15 protein-coding genes are annotated in these 19914 nt (G+C 41.6%); 1 reads left to right on the top strand and 14 read right to left on the bottom strand.

All coding sequences use genetic code 11. The features are described 5' to 3' along the window. Nucleotides 1-32: 32 nt before the first annotated feature. Entirely contained in the window at nt 33-3635 is a 3603-nt protein-coding gene (locus QM469_RS09075) for a DNA-directed RNA polymerase subunit beta (RefSeq protein ID WP_301559182.1), read from the bottom strand. A 430-nt stretch (nt 3636-4065) separates the two neighbouring features. On the opposite strand from QM469_RS09075, the gene QM469_RS09080 reads away from it, so the two are divergent. After that, nucleotides 4066-4923, top strand: a complete 858-nt coding sequence (locus QM469_RS09080; protein ID WP_223339512.1) for a 5'-nucleotidase, lipoprotein e(P4) family — start codon at nt 4066-4068, stop codon at nt 4921-4923. 142 nt (nt 4924-5065) lie between these two features. Here the strand turns inward: QM469_RS09080 and QM469_RS09085 are convergent, their stop codons facing one another. The 13 genes from QM469_RS09085 to glpK all read right to left on the bottom strand — a co-directional run bounded on the left by QM469_RS09085 (nt 5066) and on the right by glpK (nt 19789). Beyond that, the gene (locus tag QM469_RS09085; protein WP_414276599.1) at nt 5066-6568 is read right to left on the bottom strand and encodes a zinc ABC transporter substrate-binding protein AdcA; all 1503 of its coding nucleotides are present in this window, start codon (nt 6566-6568) and stop codon (nt 5066-5068) included. A 9-nt stretch (nt 6569-6577) separates the two neighbouring features. Further along, a complete protein-coding gene (locus tag QM469_RS09090) occupies nt 6578-7384 on the bottom strand; it encodes a metal ABC transporter permease (protein ID WP_060956260.1) in 807 nt (268 codons plus the stop codon). Beyond that, on the bottom strand, nt 7377-8081 hold the full coding sequence (locus QM469_RS09095) for a metal ABC transporter ATP-binding protein (protein WP_414276600.1): 705 nt from the start codon (nt 8079-8081) through the stop codon (nt 7377-7379). The genes QM469_RS09090 and QM469_RS09095 overlap by 8 nt, the downstream gene beginning before the upstream one ends. Further along, nucleotides 8081-8521: a zinc-dependent transcriptional regulator AdcR gene (gene adcR / locus QM469_RS09100; protein WP_414276601.1), complete on the bottom strand. Its 441-nt coding sequence runs from the start codon at nt 8519-8521 to the stop codon at nt 8081-8083. The genes QM469_RS09095 and adcR overlap by 1 nt, the downstream gene beginning before the upstream one ends. Nucleotides 8522-8765: 244 nt before the next feature. After that, nucleotides 8766-10799, bottom strand: a complete 2034-nt coding sequence (nt5e, locus tag QM469_RS09105; RefSeq protein WP_414276602.1) for a cell surface ecto-5'-nucleotidase Nt5e — start codon at nt 10797-10799, stop codon at nt 8766-8768. Nucleotides 10800-10940: 141 nt separating this feature from the next. Further along, nucleotides 10941-12209 (bottom strand): D-alanyl-lipoteichoic acid biosynthesis protein DltD, encoded by a 1269-nt coding sequence (gene dltD / locus QM469_RS09110; protein WP_414276603.1) that lies wholly within the window; start codon nt 12207-12209, stop codon nt 10941-10943. After that, a complete protein-coding gene (gene dltC, locus QM469_RS09115) occupies nt 12202-12441 on the bottom strand; it encodes a D-alanine--poly(phosphoribitol) ligase subunit DltC (RefSeq protein ID WP_000351968.1) in 240 nt (79 codons plus the stop codon). The genes dltD and dltC overlap by 8 nt, the downstream gene beginning before the upstream one ends. A gap of 13 nt (nt 12442-12454) precedes the next feature. Next, on the bottom strand, nt 12455-13699 hold the full coding sequence (dltB, locus tag QM469_RS09120; protein WP_414276604.1) for a D-alanyl-lipoteichoic acid biosynthesis protein DltB: 1245 nt from the start codon (nt 13697-13699) through the stop codon (nt 12455-12457). After that, complete coding sequence (gene dltA / locus QM469_RS09125) at nt 13696-15246, bottom strand: D-alanine--poly(phosphoribitol) ligase subunit DltA (RefSeq protein WP_414276605.1); 1551 nt, start codon at nt 15244-15246, stop codon at nt 13696-13698. Before dltA ends, dltB begins: the two co-directional genes overlap by 4 nt. Before the next feature lie 20 nt (nt 15247-15266). Beyond that, on the bottom strand, nt 15267-15398 hold the full coding sequence (locus QM469_RS09130) for a teichoic acid D-Ala incorporation-associated protein DltX (RefSeq protein ID WP_000358457.1): 132 nt from the start codon (nt 15396-15398) through the stop codon (nt 15267-15269). Nucleotides 15399-15627: 229 nt separating this feature from the next. After that, complete coding sequence (locus QM469_RS09135; protein WP_414276606.1) at nt 15628-16332, bottom strand: MIP/aquaporin family protein; 705 nt, start codon at nt 16330-16332, stop codon at nt 15628-15630. A 70-nt stretch (nt 16333-16402) separates the two neighbouring features. Beyond that, complete coding sequence (gene glpO / locus QM469_RS09140; protein WP_414276607.1) at nt 16403-18229, bottom strand: type 1 glycerol-3-phosphate oxidase; 1827 nt, start codon at nt 18227-18229, stop codon at nt 16403-16405. Between the two features lie 51 nt (nt 18230-18280). Continuing rightward, nucleotides 18281-19789 (bottom strand): glycerol kinase GlpK, encoded by a 1509-nt coding sequence (gene glpK / locus QM469_RS09145; protein ID WP_075232366.1) that lies wholly within the window; start codon nt 19787-19789, stop codon nt 18281-18283. Nucleotides 19790-19914: the final 125 nt, after the last annotated feature.

Below are 19914 nucleotides of genomic sequence, written 5' to 3' on the forward strand. Positions count from 1 at the left end.
TATTTCTTCCCTTTCTATTCTAAGTGAGCTACTTATTCTTGTTCAGTAGCTTCTTCTGTTGCTTCCGCTTTTGCACCTTCTTCAGCTTCAAAAGCAGCTTTTGCTTCTTCAGCAGCTTTTTTACGTGCTTTTTCAAGGTCATCTACGTGGATGACATCTTCGTCCATTCCCTCATCAAGATCACGAAGTTCCACTTCTTGATCATCTTCGTCAAGGACACGCATGTCAAGACCAAGAGATTGCAATTCTTTGACAAGAACTCGGAAGGATTCTGGAACACCTGGTTTTGGAATTGGTTTTCCTTTTGTAATAGCTTCATATGCTTTCAAACGTCCGTTGATATCGTCAGACTTGTAAGTCAAGATTTCTTGAAGGACATTTGATGCACCATAGGCTTCAAGCGCCCAAACCTCCATCTCACCGAAACGTTGTCCACCAAACTGAGCTTTACCTCCGAGTGGTTGTTGGGTAACGGTCGAGTAAGGTCCGACAGAACGAGCGTGCAATTTATCATCAACCATGTGGTGGAGTTTGATCATGTACATGACACCAACTGACACACGGTTATCAAATGGTTCACCAGTACGTCCATCGTAAAGGATAGTCTTAGCATCGCTATCCATACCTGCTTCCTTAACAGTTGACCAAAGATCTTCAGAACTTGCTCCGTCAAAGACTGGTGTTGCGATGTGAATACCAAGGGTACGAGCTGCCATACCAAGGTGGAGCTCCATAACCTGACCGATATTCATACGTGATGGCACCCCAAGTGGGTTCAACATGATGTCGACTGGAGTTCCGTCTGGAAGGTAAGGCATGTCTTCTACAGGAACGATACGAGATACAACCCCTTTGTTTCCGTGACGTCCGGCCATCTTATCTCCGACCTTGATCTTACGTTTTTGAGCGATGTAAACACGAACCAGCATGTTAACACCTGATTGCAACTCATCTCCATTTGCACGTGTAAAGATTTTAACATCACGAACAACACCATCGGCACCGTGTGGTACGCGAAGGGAAGTGTCACGAACTTCACGAGATTTATCTCCGAAGATAGCGTGCAAGAGACGTTCTTCAGCAGAAAGATCTTTTTCACCCTTAGGTGTTACTTTACCTACAAGGATATCTCCTTCTTTAACCTCAGCACCGATACGGATAATACCCATTTCGTCAAGGTCTTTAAGAGCATCTTCACCAACGTTTGGAATTTCACGAGTAATTTCTTCAGGCCCAAGCTTTGTATCGCGAGTTTCTGATTCGTATTCTTCAAGGTGGACAGATGTGTAGACATCGTCTTTCACCAAGCGTTCGCTCATGATAACGGCATCCTCGAAGTTATAACCTTCCCATGTCATGTAGGCAACGATTGGGTTTTGTCCAAGCGCCATTTCTCCATTTTCCATAGAAGGTCCATCTGCAATAAAGTCGCCTTTTTCTACAAGATCACCAACTTTAACAAGCGTACGTTGGTTGTAGGCAGTACCTGAGTTTGAACGACGGAATTTTTGGATATGGTAAACATCCAATGAGCCATCTTCACGACGAACTTCTACTTTGTCAGCATCGGCATAAGTAACTTTACCATCATACTGAGCAATAACAGCCGCTCCAGAGTCATGGGCTGCTTGATATTCCATACCAGTACCAACGTAAGGTGCTTTTGGATCAATCAATGGTACAGCCTGACGTTGCATGTTGGCACCCATGAGGGCACGGTTGGAGTCGTCGTTTTCCAGGAAAGGAATACATGCTGTCGCAACGGCAACTACCTGTTTTGGAGAAACGTCCATGTAATCAACACTTGAAGCTGGGTATTCTTGGTTAACCCCTTGGTGACGTCCCATGACAACTTTTTCAGCAAAAGTGCCATCTGCGTTCAATTTAGAGTTAGCCTGTGCTACTGTGTACTCATCTTCTTCATCGGCTGTCAACCAAACGATTTCGTTAGTTACTTTTCCAGTTTCACGATCAACCTTACGATATGGTGTTTGAATGAAACCATACTTGTTAAGATGTCCGTATGAAGACAAGTTGTTGATCAAACCGATGTTTGGTCCCTCAGGTGTCTCGATTGGACACATACGACCATAGTGAGTGTAGTGCACGTCACGCACTTCATATCCAGCACGGTCACGTGTCAAACCACCAGGTCCTAAGGCAGACAAACGACGTTTGTGTGACAACTCAGAAAGCGGGTTGTGTTGGTCCATGAACTGTGACAATTGAGAAGAACCAAAGAATTCTTTGATCGCTGCAGTTACTGGACGGATATTAATAATTTGTTGTGGTGTTAGTACTTCGTTATCTTGAACAGACATACGTTCACGAACGTTACGTTCCATACGTGAAAGTCCAAGACGCACTTGGTTGGCAAGCAATTCACCAACAGCACGAATACGACGATTTCCAAGGTGGTCGATATCATCCACACGACCAATACCTTCTGCTAAGTTGAGGAAGTAGCTCATCTCAGCCAAAATATCTGCAGGCGTTACGATACGAACCTTGTCATCTGGATTTGCATTACCGATGATTGTTACAACACGGTCTGGATCGGTTGGTGCAACAACCTTGAATTTTTGAAGAACAACTGGCTCTGTTACTACAGCAGCATCATTTGGAATGTAGACAATCTTGTTCAAATCACCATCCAAATGGCTTTCAATGCTTTCAATCACGCTACGAGTCATGATTGTTCCAGCTTCTACCAAGATTTCACCAGTTTCAGGGTCTACCAATGGTTCAGCAATAGTTTGGTTGAGCAAACGTGTTTTAACATTGAGTTTTTTATTGATCTTGTAACGACCAACTGCAGCCAAGTCATAACGACGTGGGTCGAAGAAACGAGCTACAAGTAAGCTACGTGAGCTTTCAGCAGTCTTAGGCTCACCTGGACGAAGGCGTTCGTAGATTTCCTTCAAAGCTTCGTCTGTACGAGAGTCCATTGGGTTCTTGTGAATATCTTTTTCAACAGTGTTACGAACAAGATCGCTGTCACCAAAGATATCAAAGATTTCATCATCGCCTGAGAAACCAAGCGCACGAACCAAGGTCGTAAATGGAATTTTACGAGTACGGTCGATACGAGTGTAGGCGATGTCTTTTGAGTCGCTTTCAAGTTCCAACCAAGCTCCACGGTTAGGGATAACAGTTGAACCGTAACCCACTTTACCATTTTTGTCTACCTTGTCATTAAAGTAAACACCTGGAGAACGCACCAACTGTGATACGATAATTCGTTCACCACCGTTGATGATGAAAGTACCCATCTCAGTCATGATTGGGAAATCACCAAAGAATACTTCCTGGGTTTTAATTTCGCCAGTTTCTTTGTTAATCAAGCGGAAGGTTACAAAGATAGGTGCTGAGTAGCTGGCATCATGGATACGAGCTTCTTCAAGCGTATATTTAGGTTCTTTGATTTCGTAGCCAACAAATTCCAACTCCATTGTGTCTGTGAAGTTTGAAATTGGCAATACATCTTCAAACACTTCCTTCAGACCATGGTCTAGGAAATCTTTGAATGAATCAGTTTGAATTTCAATCAAATTTGGTAAGTCAAGAACTTCTTTGATTCTTGAAAAACTACGACGGGTACGATGTTTCCCGTATTGAACGTCATGTCCTGCCAAGATGATTCTCCTTTTTAATTAAAGTTCCAAGCTTAGTGATCTAAGCTAGTAATTATCGTTAGATGGTTCTAAAAACCCTATCAACTTATCCCCCTCGACTAATTTTCAGAATCTTTAAATCTTTGTTACAAAGGTCAAAAAACTTGAAAAAAAGCACAAAAAGAGCAGCTAAATCCGACTTTTTCAGGAGATTTAACTGCTGTGAGCCTTGTCCGGACAATATTTCAGACAAAACCTACGACAAATGATTATTTATATTATACCCTATTTAGCTAGATTTTTCAAGGTTTTAAAATATTTTTCTCTTCCTCTAATCCGTTAATTATCTACATCTTTCTTTGGAAAATCAAGTCCATATTTAGGAAAACGCTTGCCTTAACTATTCCCTCATGCTATACTGTTATTGAAATTAATAGACAGGAGACATTTTATGAAAACAGCTAAAACCACTGTTACAATCGTTTCTGCACTTGCATCTGTCATCTTATTGACCAGCTGCGCCACAAAATCCACAGAAACACAAACATCCGCTAATAACTCATCTGACAATCAGATTACAATGACTTACGACCAACTACGGTCTAGAGAAAATACCATGTCAACTCTCTGGTATCAAAAAGCGGCCGAAACAAAAGCCTTGTATCTACAAGGTTATAATGTTGCTACAGATCGTCTAAAGGAATTACTGAAAACAGAATCAGACAAGCCTTATTCGATTGTTTTGGACTTGGACGAAACGGTCCTAGATAACAGTCCTTATCAAGTTCAAAATGTCAAAGATGGAACAGCATTCACACCTGAAAATTGGGATGTTTGGGTCCAAAAAGCTGCAGCAAAAGCCGTCCCAGGTGCTAAAGATTTTCTTCAGTTTGCCGATCAAAACGGTGTCCAAATCTACTATATTTCTGACCGTTCAGTCGACCAAGTAGATGCTACCATTAAAAATCTAGAAAGCGAAGGTATTCCTGTACAAGGACGTGATCACCTCATGTTCCTAGAAAGTGGTGTAAAATCCAAAGAAGGTCGTCGACAAGCGGTTCAAGAAAAGACAAATCTTGTGTTACTATTTGGTGATAACCTTGTAGACTTTGCAGATTTTTCTAAGACTTCTGAAGCTGATCGTGACAAACAACTTGAAGAATTGCAAAAAGAATTTGGTGAAAAATTCATCATCTTCCCAAATCCAATGTATGGATCATGGGAAACAGCAGTTTACGGTGGTAATAAACTCGATGCCAAGGGACAAGTAGAAGAACGTGAAAAGGCTTTACAAGGCTTTGACAAGTAATGAAAACTTGGTATTCAATAAGGCCATAAGTACAAAAAGAAGTGCAAAAGCTCTTTAACTGACAAAACTCAAAAAAGCGGACAAGAGAGGATTCTGATAACCAGAAAACTTTCCTGTTCGCTTTTATCATGTGAATCGTATCTTAATGAGCCAGCATTTCTTGGGCGATTTCTTGACCAGATAAGCCATCTGGATAGTAGGTTGGCCAGTTATCCATTTCTTCAAAGAGGGCTTCCTGGCTAGTGCCTCCAAAGAAGATATGGAAATGCTCTGCCTTGACTGGTGCGATATTGTGGTCGCTGAATTGAACATACTTAAATTGTCCAGCGTCTGCATCTGTCGCTTCAAAGAGATAACGAACTCCTCGATTCCCTTTCTTATAGGTCAAGATTTTCTTGCCGACATACTTGTAGGTATATTTCTTACTTTGGTCACCTTGGATGAATTCCATAGTGTTATCCGTGATATTAATCTTAGATACATCCGTTTGATAGCCTTTTTGATAGTAGGCTTTATATTCATCCTTAGTCATCTTACCAGTCAACTTAGCCTTGTAGTCAAAGACTTGGTCTAGAGTACCATCTTCAAGGAAAGGATAGACTGACTGCCAGTTACCAGCATAGTCACTCAAGGTACGATCCTTGACATCAGCATCCTCAAAGTAACCATTTTGAACGGTTTTAGTTTCCTCGGCTTTTTCTGGTTCAATTTCTGCCCCTGCCTGGTCAGTTGTTTGCTTGAGGGCTTTGAGATTTTTCTCCATGACAGAGATATAGTTCTCACCGGCCTTCATGTCCTCTTCGGTCAAGCTTTCCAGAGGATTCAGAACATCTAACTTAACTCCTGTTTCTTTTGAAAGAGTATTAGCTAGAGCTTGTGAGGCATTTTCTTCAAAGTAGATATAAGAAATCTTGTTTTTCTTGATATACTCGGTCAATTCTGCCAAGCGACTTGCTGACGGCTCAGCATCTGGTGATAGACCTGAGATAGAGACTTGATTGAGTCCGTAGTCTAAAGCTAAGTAACGAAAGGCAGCGTGTTGAGTCACAAAACTCTTTTGTTTAGCACTAGAAAGTCCTTCAGTATAGGCCTTATCCAAGGCTTGCAATTTTTCGATATAGGCTGCTGCATTTTGCTCAAAGGTTGCTTTTTTATCAGGATAGTCAGCTGATAAACTGTCACGAATGTGCTCTACAAGTTTGATTGCACGCGCAGGAGACAACCATACATGAGGGTCATACTCGTGATGATGGCCTTCTTCACCATGATCATGGTCTTCCTCTTCTTCACTACCTGGAAGAAGCAACATATCTCCAGTAGCCTTGATTGTTTTTACTTTTTTCGCATCTAGTGAATCTAAAAGCTTGGGAACCCATGTTTCCATGTTCTCATTTTCATAAACGAAGGCATCAGCGTCTTGGATTTTAGCAACTGCCTTAGGCGATGGTTCATAATCATGTGGTTCTGTCCCTGCCCCAATCAAGAGCTCGACATTGGCTGTATCTCCTGCTACTTGCTTGGTAAATTCGTAGACAGGATAGAATGTTGTCACGATATTTAATTTTCCATCTGCTTGTTTTTGATTGGAACAAGCGACTAAGAATAGTGTCACAAGACTTGCCAAAAGTAGGCCTAGTTTTTTCATTTTCTTCTCCTATTTGATAAAACGTTTGAGTAAGCTGACTAACAAGAAGACAACTACAAAGATTATGGTAATACTTGCACTAGGAGGTGTCTCTGCATAGTAGGAAATATAAAGTCCTGCCACCATGCCCAGAAAGCCAATGACGCTGGCAAGAATCATCACCGAACTAAAGTTTTTCCCTAAACGCAACGCGATACTAGCTGGTAGGACCATGATGGTCGATACCAAGAGTGCTCCTGCAGCTGGAATCATAAGCGCAATGGCCACACCCGTCACCATATTAAAGAGGATAGACATAGTACGCACTGGAAGACCATCTACAAAAGCTGTATCCTCGTCAAAAGTTAAGATGTACATAGGTCTTAAAAAGAGGAAGGTCAGGATTAAGACAACCGCTGCAATGACAAAGAGTCCAATTACCTGCTCTTGACTAATAGTCACAATAGAACCAAAGAGGTATTGGTCCAAACTCATCGAGCTAGAGCTCTTACCCTTACTCATGACAATAAGTGAAACCGCAAGACCTGTTGACATGAGGATGGCTGTTCCAATCTCCATAAAGCTCTTGTAAACCGTACGTAGATATTCAAGAAAGACCGCCGCAATCAAGACAATAGCAATAGTCGAGATGGTCGGAGAAATCCCTAAAACCAAACCAAAGGCCACACCTGATAGCGATACGTGACTCAGTGTATCACTCATGAGACTTTGACGACGCAAGATGAGGAAGGTTCCCAGTACTGGCGAAAAGAGACTCATGGCAATAACAGCCAAAAAGGCCCGCTGCATAAAATCATAAGAAAATAGATTAAACATGGTCCACCTCCTGGTCACTTTCATGGACATTGAAACAACGCCATGGCGAATCTTGATCTCGAACCAGGTGAATGTTACGATCTGCGTAATCCTTGACCTCTTCAGGATCGTGAGTAATCATCAAAACAGCCTTGCCATGATGGTGGGCACTATGGTGCATGAGTTCATAAAATTCATTTTTGGTGCCAGCATCCATCCCTGTTGTCGGCTCATCCAAGATAAAGATATCTGGATCTGAAGCAAACATACGTGCGATAACAGCTCTTTGCTTTTGCCCACCAGAGAGAGAACCAATGCGTTTATCCCGATGTTCCCACATACCAACTGAGTTTAAACTAGCCTTAATGTGTTCTTCGTCGTGAGCATTCAAACGACGGAACCAGCCCTTTCTTGGGTAGCGACCTGATTTGACAAATTCATAAACGGTACTTGGAAAGCCTGCATTAAAACTTGCAATCTGTTGAGGAAGATAGGCAATTCTTAGCTTTTTCCCATGAATATTTGTCTTTGAGATGGTTACTTTCCCAATTCTCGGTTGTAAAATACCTAGACTAGCCTTGATAAGAGTAGTCTTTGCCGCTCCATTTTCTCCTGTCAGTGTGACAAATTCCCCACTATCAACACTGTAATTGATATGCTCAAGAACCGGTTCCTTGTCATAATAGAAGGACAAATCCTCTACTGTGATGTATCTCATTACTTGATTTCTCCTACTAAAGCAGTTAAAAACCGCTGGATAATTTTTTGTTCGTTTGGTGTAAACTGAGTGGCAACCTGTTCATAAGTCGAGAGGGTATGTTCATGATGATGGTGGTGTTCCTCAGCAATAGGTCGAGCCAAGTCTGTCAATTGATAGAAGACAACGCGAGCATCCTTAGGATCCTTAGATGTCTCCAACATCCCCTCCTTAATCAGGGATTTGATAGCCTTTGTAACGGCAGCTTGACTAACATTGAGACGACGCGCCAACTCAGAGTTGGTGAGCGACTCCTCTGATAAAAGCATGAGAATATGCTCCTGGGTATTGGTCAAGGCTACATCACTGGTACAATGACCAATGAGAATTTCATGCTGATTTTCCGCCTTGAGAATAATCTCATTTAAAAAATGATCGATATCTTTTGCCAACTGTCTCATGATTTGCTCCTTTCTCAGAACGGAATTTCTATAAATACAAGGTTTTCATACTCTTCAAAAATCAAATTCAAACCACGTCAGCTTCGTCTTGGCGTACTCAAGTACAGCCTGCGTCTCGCTTCCTAGTTTGCTCTTTGATTTTTATTGAGTATCACACCATTCCTTTACTAGTTAAGTATATCACATCCAAGCAAGGAGTCAAGAAAAAAGATGAAAACACCTGAGATGTTTTCATCTTTTAGAATTATTTTTCTTGTTTACGGCTAGTCCAGAGGGCTGTCGCTCCAAGAATCATACCCAATAGCATCATGAAAATAGATTGCTCACTACCTGTATTTGGAAGTAGTTTCTCTGAGACTACTGTTTTCTTAGCAAACTTATCTGCAACCTTATAATCAACTTTTACAGTAGAAGGTTGAGTCGGTTTTGTTGCTTGGTCTTCTACTGGTTTAGCTGGATCTTGCTCTTTACCTTCTTCAGAAAGTTTAAATGTTTTTGAGTCCACAGAAATCGTGCGTGAGTTTGGATTTACCTTTTCATACTGAGTCAAATCAGCTGTTTTAAGGTAATCTTCAAAGGCAGCATCCATTGAAGGGCCTTCTTCTCTGGCACCACCAAGCATGGTATAACCATCACCACCTGCTGCAAGGAAGTCATTGGTTGCTAGGTAGTAAACTTTTTCCAAATCTAGTTTTTCATAAAGACCAGTCGCACGATTCTTAACTTGAATAGCCAAGACACGTTTGCCTGCAGCTAGATTTGTATCGTAGTAGACCTTGGCTCCTGAAATCTGTAAGAATCCGCCACTTGGTTCTAGCAATGGTTGACCATTTTCATCCAAGACAGTTTTCCCTGCCTTATCAACCTGCAAAATAGATCCGAGTGATTTTTCAAACATATCCAGAACTTGCTGACCAGTTACTTGAATTTGTGAGATTGTGTTTCCAAATGGCAAGACTGCAATGACATTTCCTTTTGTAATTGGCTTATCCTTGGCAATCGTTTCACGTAAGCCTCCACCATTTGTCACAGCGATATCTGTTGGATGACTGAAGCCTGTTTGACCGTACTGATAGAGAGAATCTGCGACGACATTTCCAAGGTTAGTTTCGCGGACACGAACATTTTCACGGTCACCGTTCAATTCAACTGGACTATTTGAAACAACTTCTACAGCATTTTCAGCGTCATATTTTTCTTTGATTTCTTTGACCATGGCTGCAATCTTTGGATTGGCTTCTAATTTCTTAGCATCTGCAGCAGGTACCTGGCTTGGATTTCCTAATAATTGACGAGATTTGTAAGTGATTTTACCGACATTATGGAGATAGCTTCCAGTCTGGTTATAGGTTACATTGTCGCCATATGTGGTTGATTCTACAGTATGTGAATGACCATCGATAACAGTGACACGCTTACCTTTCAAAAGAGGATTTTTTGAGAGTGCTTCTGCAAGTGTTGAACCACGCCATTCTACAGGTGTTGTTGTATCGACTCCCAAGTGAGCGAGAACAACATAGTGTTTGTAGTCTTTGCCTTCTGCCAAGGCTTTAGCTTGAATTTCTTCGATAACCTTGTTAACCTCTGCAATAGGTTCTGTAAAGGTTACGCCTTTAACATTTTTAGGGTGGGTCTTAGTAGCTGTCTCAGGTGTTGTCACACCGATGACGACAAACTCATCACCTGCAACATCCTTGTTCTTATCAACAATTGTTGCTGCTTCAAATAAACGAGCCCCATTCACATAAGTGTTTGAACTGAGCAATGGGAAGTTCAAGATTTCTTTGTATTTTTTAGCTTCGTCAAGTCCAAAGTCAAACTCATGATTTCCTACAGCCATGGCATCATAACCCATCTCATTTAGGATTTTGGCACGAGCTTCACCCTTTGTAGAGTTTGAAATCGGAAGACCTTGGAAGGCATCACCTGCATCCACTACTAGAGTCGTTTGGTTGCCCTTTTCTCGCTCCTTCTCAATAACTGTCGCGAGTTTGGCATCTCCGATTACTCCTTTTTCTTCTACGATACGACCATGCACGTCATTAGTATGCAAGATAACAGTATCTGCTTCTTCTTTTTGAGGTGCAACCTCTTCAGCTGGTGTTGCCGTACTTGTAACAACCTCAGGAGTCGCTGCTACTACTGGTGCTTCTGCAGTGCTCACAACTTCTGTAACCTCTGAAGAACTAGTATTTTCTTCAGCATAGACTTGTCCAGCTAAAAAGGCTGGAGCTAATAGGGCTGTCGATAGGACAGGCAACAAAAAACGTTTATTCATATTGAAATCCCTTTCTCTTCTTTCTTCTACCATTATACGCTATTTAGCATCATTTTAAAACTTTTAACCCTTTTGAAGGTAACCTATCCGACATTTCATAAAAAAAGTCTGAACAAAAAGCTCAAACTCTTTTCTATATTATTATTGAAAATCTTTGATGTTACCATCGTAATTCGCCCAATCTTGGCTAAAGAAACGATCATTCATTTGGTAAGTAGGTGCTGTTGTCGGATTGCTCAAAAAGGGATTTACCACCTTATCAAATGCTAACCAGCCTAACCAACCGATATGAATCGTATCCTTAACAAAGTAGGGATCTCCACCATTTTTTGAAAAGTCAGCGATATTAGTGAAACCCTGACTTTCCAACTGGTAACGAATTTTTTCAATAGAGTGTTGATACATTTCTTCGTCCAAACCTGTATAGTTCATCCATTTTTGATTGACAGGTTGAAAGACAAAGAGCACATTAACCTTAGACTTGGCAAATTGATCGAGCACTAGCTGCAAATCATTGTACTCACTTGATTGGAGAAAGTTATAATTCTTTTGATAGCCTTCTAAATTTTTTAAGTCCTTCTTTAGTTGAGTATTATAAAAGTGGTTCTCCATTCCCAAATCATTATTGGTCGTATTTTCCTCTGCATCTTTACGTGCAATATTTTCCAATTCTTCATAAGAAAATTGTTCTGGGAGACTGCTCAAATATTTCTCAACATGATCTTTGTACTTTAATCGACCATGAATGGAAAATTGACCAAAAAGAGCAGCTTGTCTTTCATTGAACTCGGCAGAGAGATTAACCATCGTTTGATCAAAGTCTGACAATTGTTCATTCTTGGCAAGCTTCTCAACAATCCCCTTCATCGGTACTCTTGGATTTTGCTTCAAAAGTCTAGTAGCCGCATATTGAGCAGCCAGATCTCCGGATTGATTTTCCAAAAAGGCAGTCAACTGGTCATTGTTAAAAAAGCTTTGAAAAGTAGGCGCATCGTGCTCCTCTTTTGTAAACCATTGCGGAGAGATTACAAATACCGCTTGTTTGTTTTCAAGCTCAGATGTGATTTGTTGTAGTCCAAAGTACTGACTAAGAGAAGCTGCTCCTGCCTGCCCCATAAAATAAGGACGATAGGAGCGGTTATACTTTTCAGCTAATACTCCTGGATGCATGCTATCAAAACGAATCCATTCACTCGAACCCAAAAAAGGTATAAAACGTATATTAGGATCCGTGAGAGCTCTCACTTTTTGGCTTCTCTCTTTGAAACTTTCTGCACTTATCGAGGCTGCAGAGTATTTTTCCTCCATGAGATTATGACTTGGACTACTTGGATAGAAACAGATAAGAAGGCACACCAGCAAGCCCGCTACAAAGACAGGCCCGAAAATCAGCCACAAGCGTTTAAGCATTCTTTAACTCCGTAATCCCTGCTACGATTTTATTAGCTGTATTCCAGTCATCACGACCAAATTCTGTAACTGGGACACGAATATCAAAGCGGTTTTCGATTTCCACAATTAATTCAACTGTCCCCATACTATCCAAGACACCTGCATCAAAAAGATCCTCATCCATCATGTCAGAAACATCTTCCATAAACAATTCATCAATAATTTCAATAACTTCTGATTTGATATCCATTTTTTAATTCCTTTTATTTTTTAAACCATAAATCATTCAAAAACCCAGAGAAGATTAAGAATGAAATCATCACGACATGGAAGGTTATCACCATGCCAAGCAACTGAACCCAGCGATTCTCAGGCAAGGGAGGTCGCCCTGCTTTCTTACGTTCTTTATTGAGCGTTCTTTTCTTTCGAACCCAGGCATCATTAATGACTAAGCCCACTCCATGAAAGAGTCCGTAGGCGATGTAAAACCAAGTTATCCCATGCCAGAACCCCATAAGGAGCATATTCAGGATATAGGCGACACTTGAGGTCACATTTCGATTCTTAAAGAGCTTCTTTCTCGTCATCACCATGACCATGCGCATAAAGACAAAGTCACGGAACCAGAAGGATAAACTCATGTGCCAACGATTCCAAAACTCCTTCAAATCCCTTGATAAAAAAGGTTTGTTGAAGTTGATCGGACTACGAATCCCCATCAGATTTGAAATAGCTAGAGCAAACATAGAGTAACCTGCAAAGTCAAAGAAGAGCTCCAAACCAAATGTGTACATGATGGCCACTACATAATAGTTAAAGACGCCACCTGTTTGTAAAGCTAAATTCTTTAGCGGTGGCAATAAAATCTCGCCTAAAATATGAGCTAGGATAAATTTATATAGAAAACCCCACATGATATACCGAACGGACTCGGCTAGCATATCTAGCAACTCATCGCGCTCTGGTATCGTCTTATAATTTTCATTAAAACGTTTGAAACGATCAATAGGACCACTTGAAAATGTCGGCATAAAGAGAAGAAAACGCAAATACTCCCACATTTTCAAATCCTTAATGACTCCATCTCTAAGTTCGATGATGATTCCCACCGAACGAAATGTCAAATAAGAAATTCCGATAAAACCCAGCAAGGATTGTGTTCCGTTAATGGCTGTTTGCGCCTTTACAAATATGATTGGAAGTAACGACAACAGACTAACGAGATAGAAAATCCACTTGCCATCCTTACTTTTTCGATACTGCTTGTAAAAAAGAACCAGTACAATTTGCCAGCATAGGTAAATAGCCAAAGCAGCCAACTGATTGGTCTTGCCACCCGTCAACATGGTAACGATAAAGAATAGACTAACCAGCATTTCATACCATGCAAAGCGTTTTTTGAAAAAGAGCCCGATAAAGATGGGCAAGGTAGCAGTAATCACGTACAAAAAGTACTGCGGATTCCCATACGGCTCAATATGAGGCAGCTGTTTCAGGAAATCCATCATCTATTATTCACCTCGTTAATCAATCCTTTGATATCAATCTTGCCATTTGGAGTCAGTGGCAATTCCTCTCTGTAAAGAAACTTAGATGGCATCATGTAAGACATCATAATATCTTCCAAGTCTTCCTTGATAGCTTTCGTGATATCAATTTCGCGCTCAAATTGTTCTTTGACGCCATCTTTTAAGATAACATAGGCCAAGAGGTTTTGAACCTTGTGGTCTTTGTTGTAACGTGGAACTGCAACAGCGGATTCAACATACTGAGATTTATTCAAGTTTTGAGAAACATCTTCTAGCTCAATGCGGTAACCGTTAAACTTGATCTGGAAGTCCATCCGTCCACCATAGAGAAGGAGACCTTCATCTGTCATAGTTCCCACATCTCCCGTATGATAGGCTGGAAGACCTTCAAATTCGAAGAAGGCTTCAGCTGTTTTTTCAGGATTATTCATGTAACCTTTTGAAACAGCTGGACCAGATACGATGATCTCCCCTTGTTCTCCGTTTGGCAGTTTATTGCCCTCTTCATCGATGATGAAGGTAGGTGAATCTTCTTTGGTGTAGCCAATTGGAAGACGTTTCAAGGTTGCTAACATCTCATCTGTAATAGCGACTGCTGATAAAGCAACTGTTGCTTCCGTTGGACCGTAAGCATTGATAATGCGTGCATTTGGGAAACGCTCGCGCAATTTCTGAGCAGTCTTGACTGTCAACTCTTCCCCATCAAAGTAAAAATGGGTAATTCCTGACATCTTTTCAGCATTGAAATCCTCAGACAACATAGCCATATCTGCAAAAGATGGCGTTGAAGTCCAGATAGCAATCGGAAGTGAAAAGATGGTCGCAAAGAGTTGCTTAAAGTCTTGAGTGATGGCTGATGGAAGAGCAAAAAGGGTTCCTCCAAGAGCCAAGGTCGGTGCCCAGTACATGACAGACAGGTCAAAAGAATAAGGTGGCTGAGCCAGCATTTGTGGACGACTTGGCGTCGCAAATTCCTTATCCGTAATCATCCAGTTGGTAAAGCTGAGAAGGTTATCATGCGAAATCTGCACCCCTTTTGGTTTCCCAGTTGTCCCTGAGGTAAAGATGATGTAGTAGTTATCATTCCCTTTGACCGGATGCGTCATCTCATAGCTTGCCCCTTGAGCAAAGGCTTCTTGAACCTGAGCTAGATTCATCATCGGTGTAGAAACCTGCTTCAATGGAAAGTCTGAGATAGCAATAATCAAACTTGGCTCTGCCACTTCTAAAATAGCCGAAACTCGCTCCAAGGCCGAATGACTGTCAATTGGAATGTAGGCATGACCTGACTTGGTCAAGGCTACAAAGGTAGCCAACATCTCATACTCCTGACCACCAAAAACGACTACTGGAGATTTTTCAGGTAATCCTAGCTGATCAATGGTTGCAGCCAAACTATCTGAATCAGCCTTTAAATCACCATAAGTGTGCTCTTGCCCTAAGACATTGTATACTGGAAAGGTAGGTTGAGTTTGGGCGAAATATTCAATCGCTTCAATCATATCTTTTATCGGCTTATTAGACACGATGATTTTTCTCCTTTAAACTAAAATTCATTGTAAATAAAGCTTCCCTGACTTTGTCCTAGGTAACTAAAAAAGTAAAGCAAACCAAGTAGAACAATAAAATACAGGACCGTTTGTCCTAAAAAAACATAGATTGGTTTCTTTTTATCCATAATTAACTTCTTTTTGTAAATTTTCAATAATTTTATGCAAATATACAATTACTATTTTTTCTTGTTCCCATTTTACCACTTTATTCCCTCTATTTTCAACTGTTTACCATTTTTAGAAAGCACATTTTAGCTTATTTTAAGACAAGTTAAAATATTAATGTTTTGCCCTCAAAAAACAACAAAGTTTGAGAAGCCAATCCCAAACTTTGTTACAAATAGCTCTTTTATCTTAGAAAAGTGAGAATACAAGCACGGCCAAGGCTGCACCAATAACAGGGCCTACAACTGGAATCCAAGCGTAAGACCAGTCTCCGTCTCCCTTGTTTGAAATTGGCAAGATACTGTGCATGATACGAGGTCCAAGGTCACGAGCAGGGTTCAAGGCATAGCCTGTTGTCCCACCAAGTGATAGACCGATACCGACAATCAAGGTACCCACTGCGAAGGTTCCGATACCTGCCTGAAAATCGTACAGCCCCAAAGCAAAGATTGTCAACACCAAAACAAAGGTGCCAAGGATTTCACTGATCAAGTTAGAAACTGTATCCTTGATGGCTGGACCAGTACTGAAGGTTGCCAGGATATTGCCTGCATTTTCTTCTGCATCATAATGTGGTTTGAATTGCAACCAAACCAAAATCTGACCGAGCATAGCTCCTGCAAACTGGGCTAGGATATAAGGAAATACTGATGCCCAAGGCAGGCTACCTTTTAAGGCCACACCAATGGTCACAGCTGGGTTTAAATGAGCTGGACTGAGCTTGCCAGACACAAAGGCTGCGACAGCAACAGCAATCCCCCAACCCATAGTAATCACAATCCATCCTGAATTGTTACTCTTAGTTTTGGGAAGAACCACACCTGCAACAACACCATTTCCTAGAAGAATCAGGATTAAAGTTCCCAAAAATTCTCCAAATAATTCTTTCATCATATCTTTGTCTCCATTTAAAAGAAGGAGAGAGAAAGTAAGGAACGCTTGTCTCCCTCTCTTCTAGTTTTTCTTAATTTTTTAATGCTGCCAAGTCATTTTGAGCAAGAGCTGCTTCGACATCCACACGGTAAGTTGTTTTCTCTTCTTCTGTCCAGTCATAGAATCGTCCCATTTCATCCAAAACTGGCTCAACGATGCTATCCAAGCTATCACGCATAAAGAGCATGTGGTTGGTACGACGAAGAAGGAAGTCAACTGGGCTAAGAGCCAACTCATTGCGCATTGCATAGTGCAGAGACAAGGTGTCTGCCAAGCTGAGTCCTGGCGCTTGTTCCAAGCTGTGAGCAAGGGCAAAGACCTTCGGTGCATTTGAACCGTAAAGATTTGCTAGATAGTGGGCTTCCTTACTATCCAAACCACGAGAAACTCCCAGTTGCGCAAAGGCTTCGATTTCTGAGTCCACATTTGCTGGGTTCAATTCTCCACCTGAAACAGGGTAAGTCTTAGAGTTGATGAGTTTAAAGCTGCGGTCAAATTCTGCTTTGAGAATGTCAACCACGCGCTCCATAGCTCCTTCAGCCATCTTACGGTAGTCTGTAATTTTACCACCAGCAAGGGTCAAAAGGCCATTGTCATCACGATCTAAGCTCGAACCACGAGAAACTGCAGATGGATCCAAATGTTTCTCAGAAGTACTGCTTTCAAGCTTGCTAACAGCAGATTCAACATCTTCACGCGTTTTTTCTTTCGATAGATAAGCTTCAACAGTCGCAATCAAGTTATTAAAGCTTTCATCACTGATAGTTCCGTTATTTCCGCCATTGTAGTCAGAAGCGCTATTGCCTGCAATCAATGGACGAAGACCTGCCCAGCTACTTTCGATATCGTCAATGGTGATGTTAGCTTCTGGGAAGCGGTTGTTGACAATACCAAGTAGATAATCCACATCTTCCTGAGTCACTTTGGGATGTTCCAAATCACCTGTGTAGTCTGTATCAGTTGTACCGAAGTAGGTCTTGTTTTCACGTGGGAGAACAAAGACCATACGGCCATCACCCAAACCTGTGTCAAAGTAAACTGGCTGTGAAACCTTGATCTTGCTTGAATCCACTACCAAGTGAACTCCCTTAGTTGGACGCATTTGCGAGAATTGGGTTCCCTTATTAGACAAATTACGTACCTTGTCGCTCCAAGGACCTGTTGTGTTGATCACCAGACGAGCCTTGATTTCAAAGACTTGGTCTGTCAACAAATCACGGGCTACGACACCAGTAATCTTGCCACTTTCGTCAAAGAGGAAGCCTTCTGCCTTCACGTGGTTGGCAATGAGGGCACCGTCTTGGTTAGCACGTTTGATGTTTTCAATCACGAGACGGGCATCGTTGTTACGGAAGTCAAGGTAAACCCCACCTCCTACCAAACCTTCTTTCTTCAAGTTTGGCTGGCGTTCCAAAACTTCTTCCTTGCTCAAAACTTTGTTAGCAGCTGGCGTGTTATTAACTCCTGCTAAAAGGTCATACAAGTCCATGGCTACTTTGAGACGGAAGAGGCTAAAGGTCGCTCCATCCTCATCGTAAACTGGCAAGAGCATTGGATCTGGTTTTGGAATGTGTGGAGCAATTTGTTGAACCACTGCACGTTCTGAAACCGTATCTGATACTACTTCTACGTCAAATTGCTTAAGGTAACGAAGACCTCCGTGAACCAATTTTGTTGAACGGCTAGATGTTCCTTCTGCGAAGTCCTGCATTTCGATCAAACCAGTTTCAAGACCACTAGCTGCCGCCTGCAAGGCTACACCAGCCCCTGTGATTCCTCCACCGATAATCAAGAGATCCAAGGTACGTTCCTGCATTTTTTGAATTGATAATTCACGTGTTTTCTTTGAAAATTCCATATTTACACACTTTCTAACTGAGTCGCTTTATTCTCCTAGTATTAGTTGTTATTAGTCGTCGATTTCCGCAAAGACTTGAGTTGCTTTCACAGCTTTCTTCCAGCCCTTGTAGAGTTGTTCCTTGCGCGATTCGTTCATGGATGGCTCAAAAAGTTCTCCTGTCTCATTCAAGAGTTTCAACTCATCCAAGTCCTTCCAGTAGCCTACTGACAAACCTGCTAGGAAGGCTGCTCCTAGAGCAGTTGTTTCCAAGTTTTTGGCGCGGGCAATATCGATTCCTAAGATGTCAGCCTGGAACTGCATGAGGAAGTTGTTCATAGCTGCACCGCCATCCACCTTCAAGACTTGGATAGCTGTCTGAGCATCCACCTGCATGGTATCGATGATATCACGCACTTGATAAGCGATAGACTGCAAGGTTGCTTTGATAAAGTCTTCTTTGCTTGTTCCACGAGTCAAGCCAAAGACAGAACCACGAGCGTTTTGGTTCCAGTATGGAGCACCTAGACCTGTAAAGGCTGGAACGACATAAACTTCGTCATTATTGTGAGAGTCACGAGCATATTTTTCAGACTCTGGTGAGTTTTCAACCATGCGAAGTCCGTCACGAAGCCATTGAATGGCACTTCCTGCGATGAAGATAGAACCTTCCAAGGCATAGTAAACCTTGCCGTTAATACCATAACCAATGGTTGTCAAGAGGTTGTTTTCAGACAACTGCATTTCTTCACCAGTATTCATGATGATGAAAGAACCTGTTCCGTAAGTATTTTTGACCATACCAGGCTCAAAAGCCAACTGTCCAAAGAGGGCTGCCTGTTGGTCCCCAGCCATACCTGAGATTGGCACTTCACCGCCGTAGAAATGGAAAGGAGCTGTCTTACCGTAGATTTCAGAGTTAGAACGAACTTCTGGAAGCATAGCCTTCGGAATGTTGAGGATTTCCAAAATCTCATCATCCCATTTGAGTTCTTTAATGTTATAGAGCATGGTACGAGCCGCATTTGAGTAGTCGGTCACGTGAGCCGCACCATCAGTCAATTTCCAAACCAACCAAGTATCGATAGTACCAAAGAGCAATTCTCCTTTTTCAGCTCGCTCTTGAGCGCCTTCTACATGGTCCAAGATCCAACGAACCTTGGTCGCAGAGAAGTAAGCATCGATGATCAGACCTGTCTTCTCATGGAATTTCTCTACATAACCTTGTTTTTTTAGTTGTTCAGCCAAAGGCGCTGTCTGGCGAGACTGCCAAACGATGGCATTATAGATAGGAAGACCTGTCTTTTTATCCCAAACAACTGTCGTTTCACGCTGGTTGGTAATCCCGATAGCTTGGATTTGATTTGGCTTGATACCACTTTCGATAAAAGCCCCAGCGATTACTGACTGGACTGAGTTCCAAATTTCATTGGCATTGTGCTCAACCCAACCTGCTTGTGGAAAGATTTGTGTGAATTCTTTTTGACTTGAGCTGACCTTTTCCCCTTTTTTGTTAAAAATAATGGCACGAGAACTGGTAGTCCCTTGGTCAATGGCCATAATGTATTTTTCTTGTGACATGTGCTGTCCTCCTGATAAAGATCTTGAGGTTATTTCCTCTTTACAGTAACTAGTATACAAAATAAAGCGCTTTCTTGTTTATCAAGTTTTTTAAAATTTTAAAAAAAATTGATAAGATTGTGAGA

It is taken from the genome of Streptococcus infantis, assembly GCF_047464215.1.
GTDB lineage: Bacteria > Bacillota > Bacilli > Lactobacillales > Streptococcaceae > Streptococcus > Streptococcus infantis_P.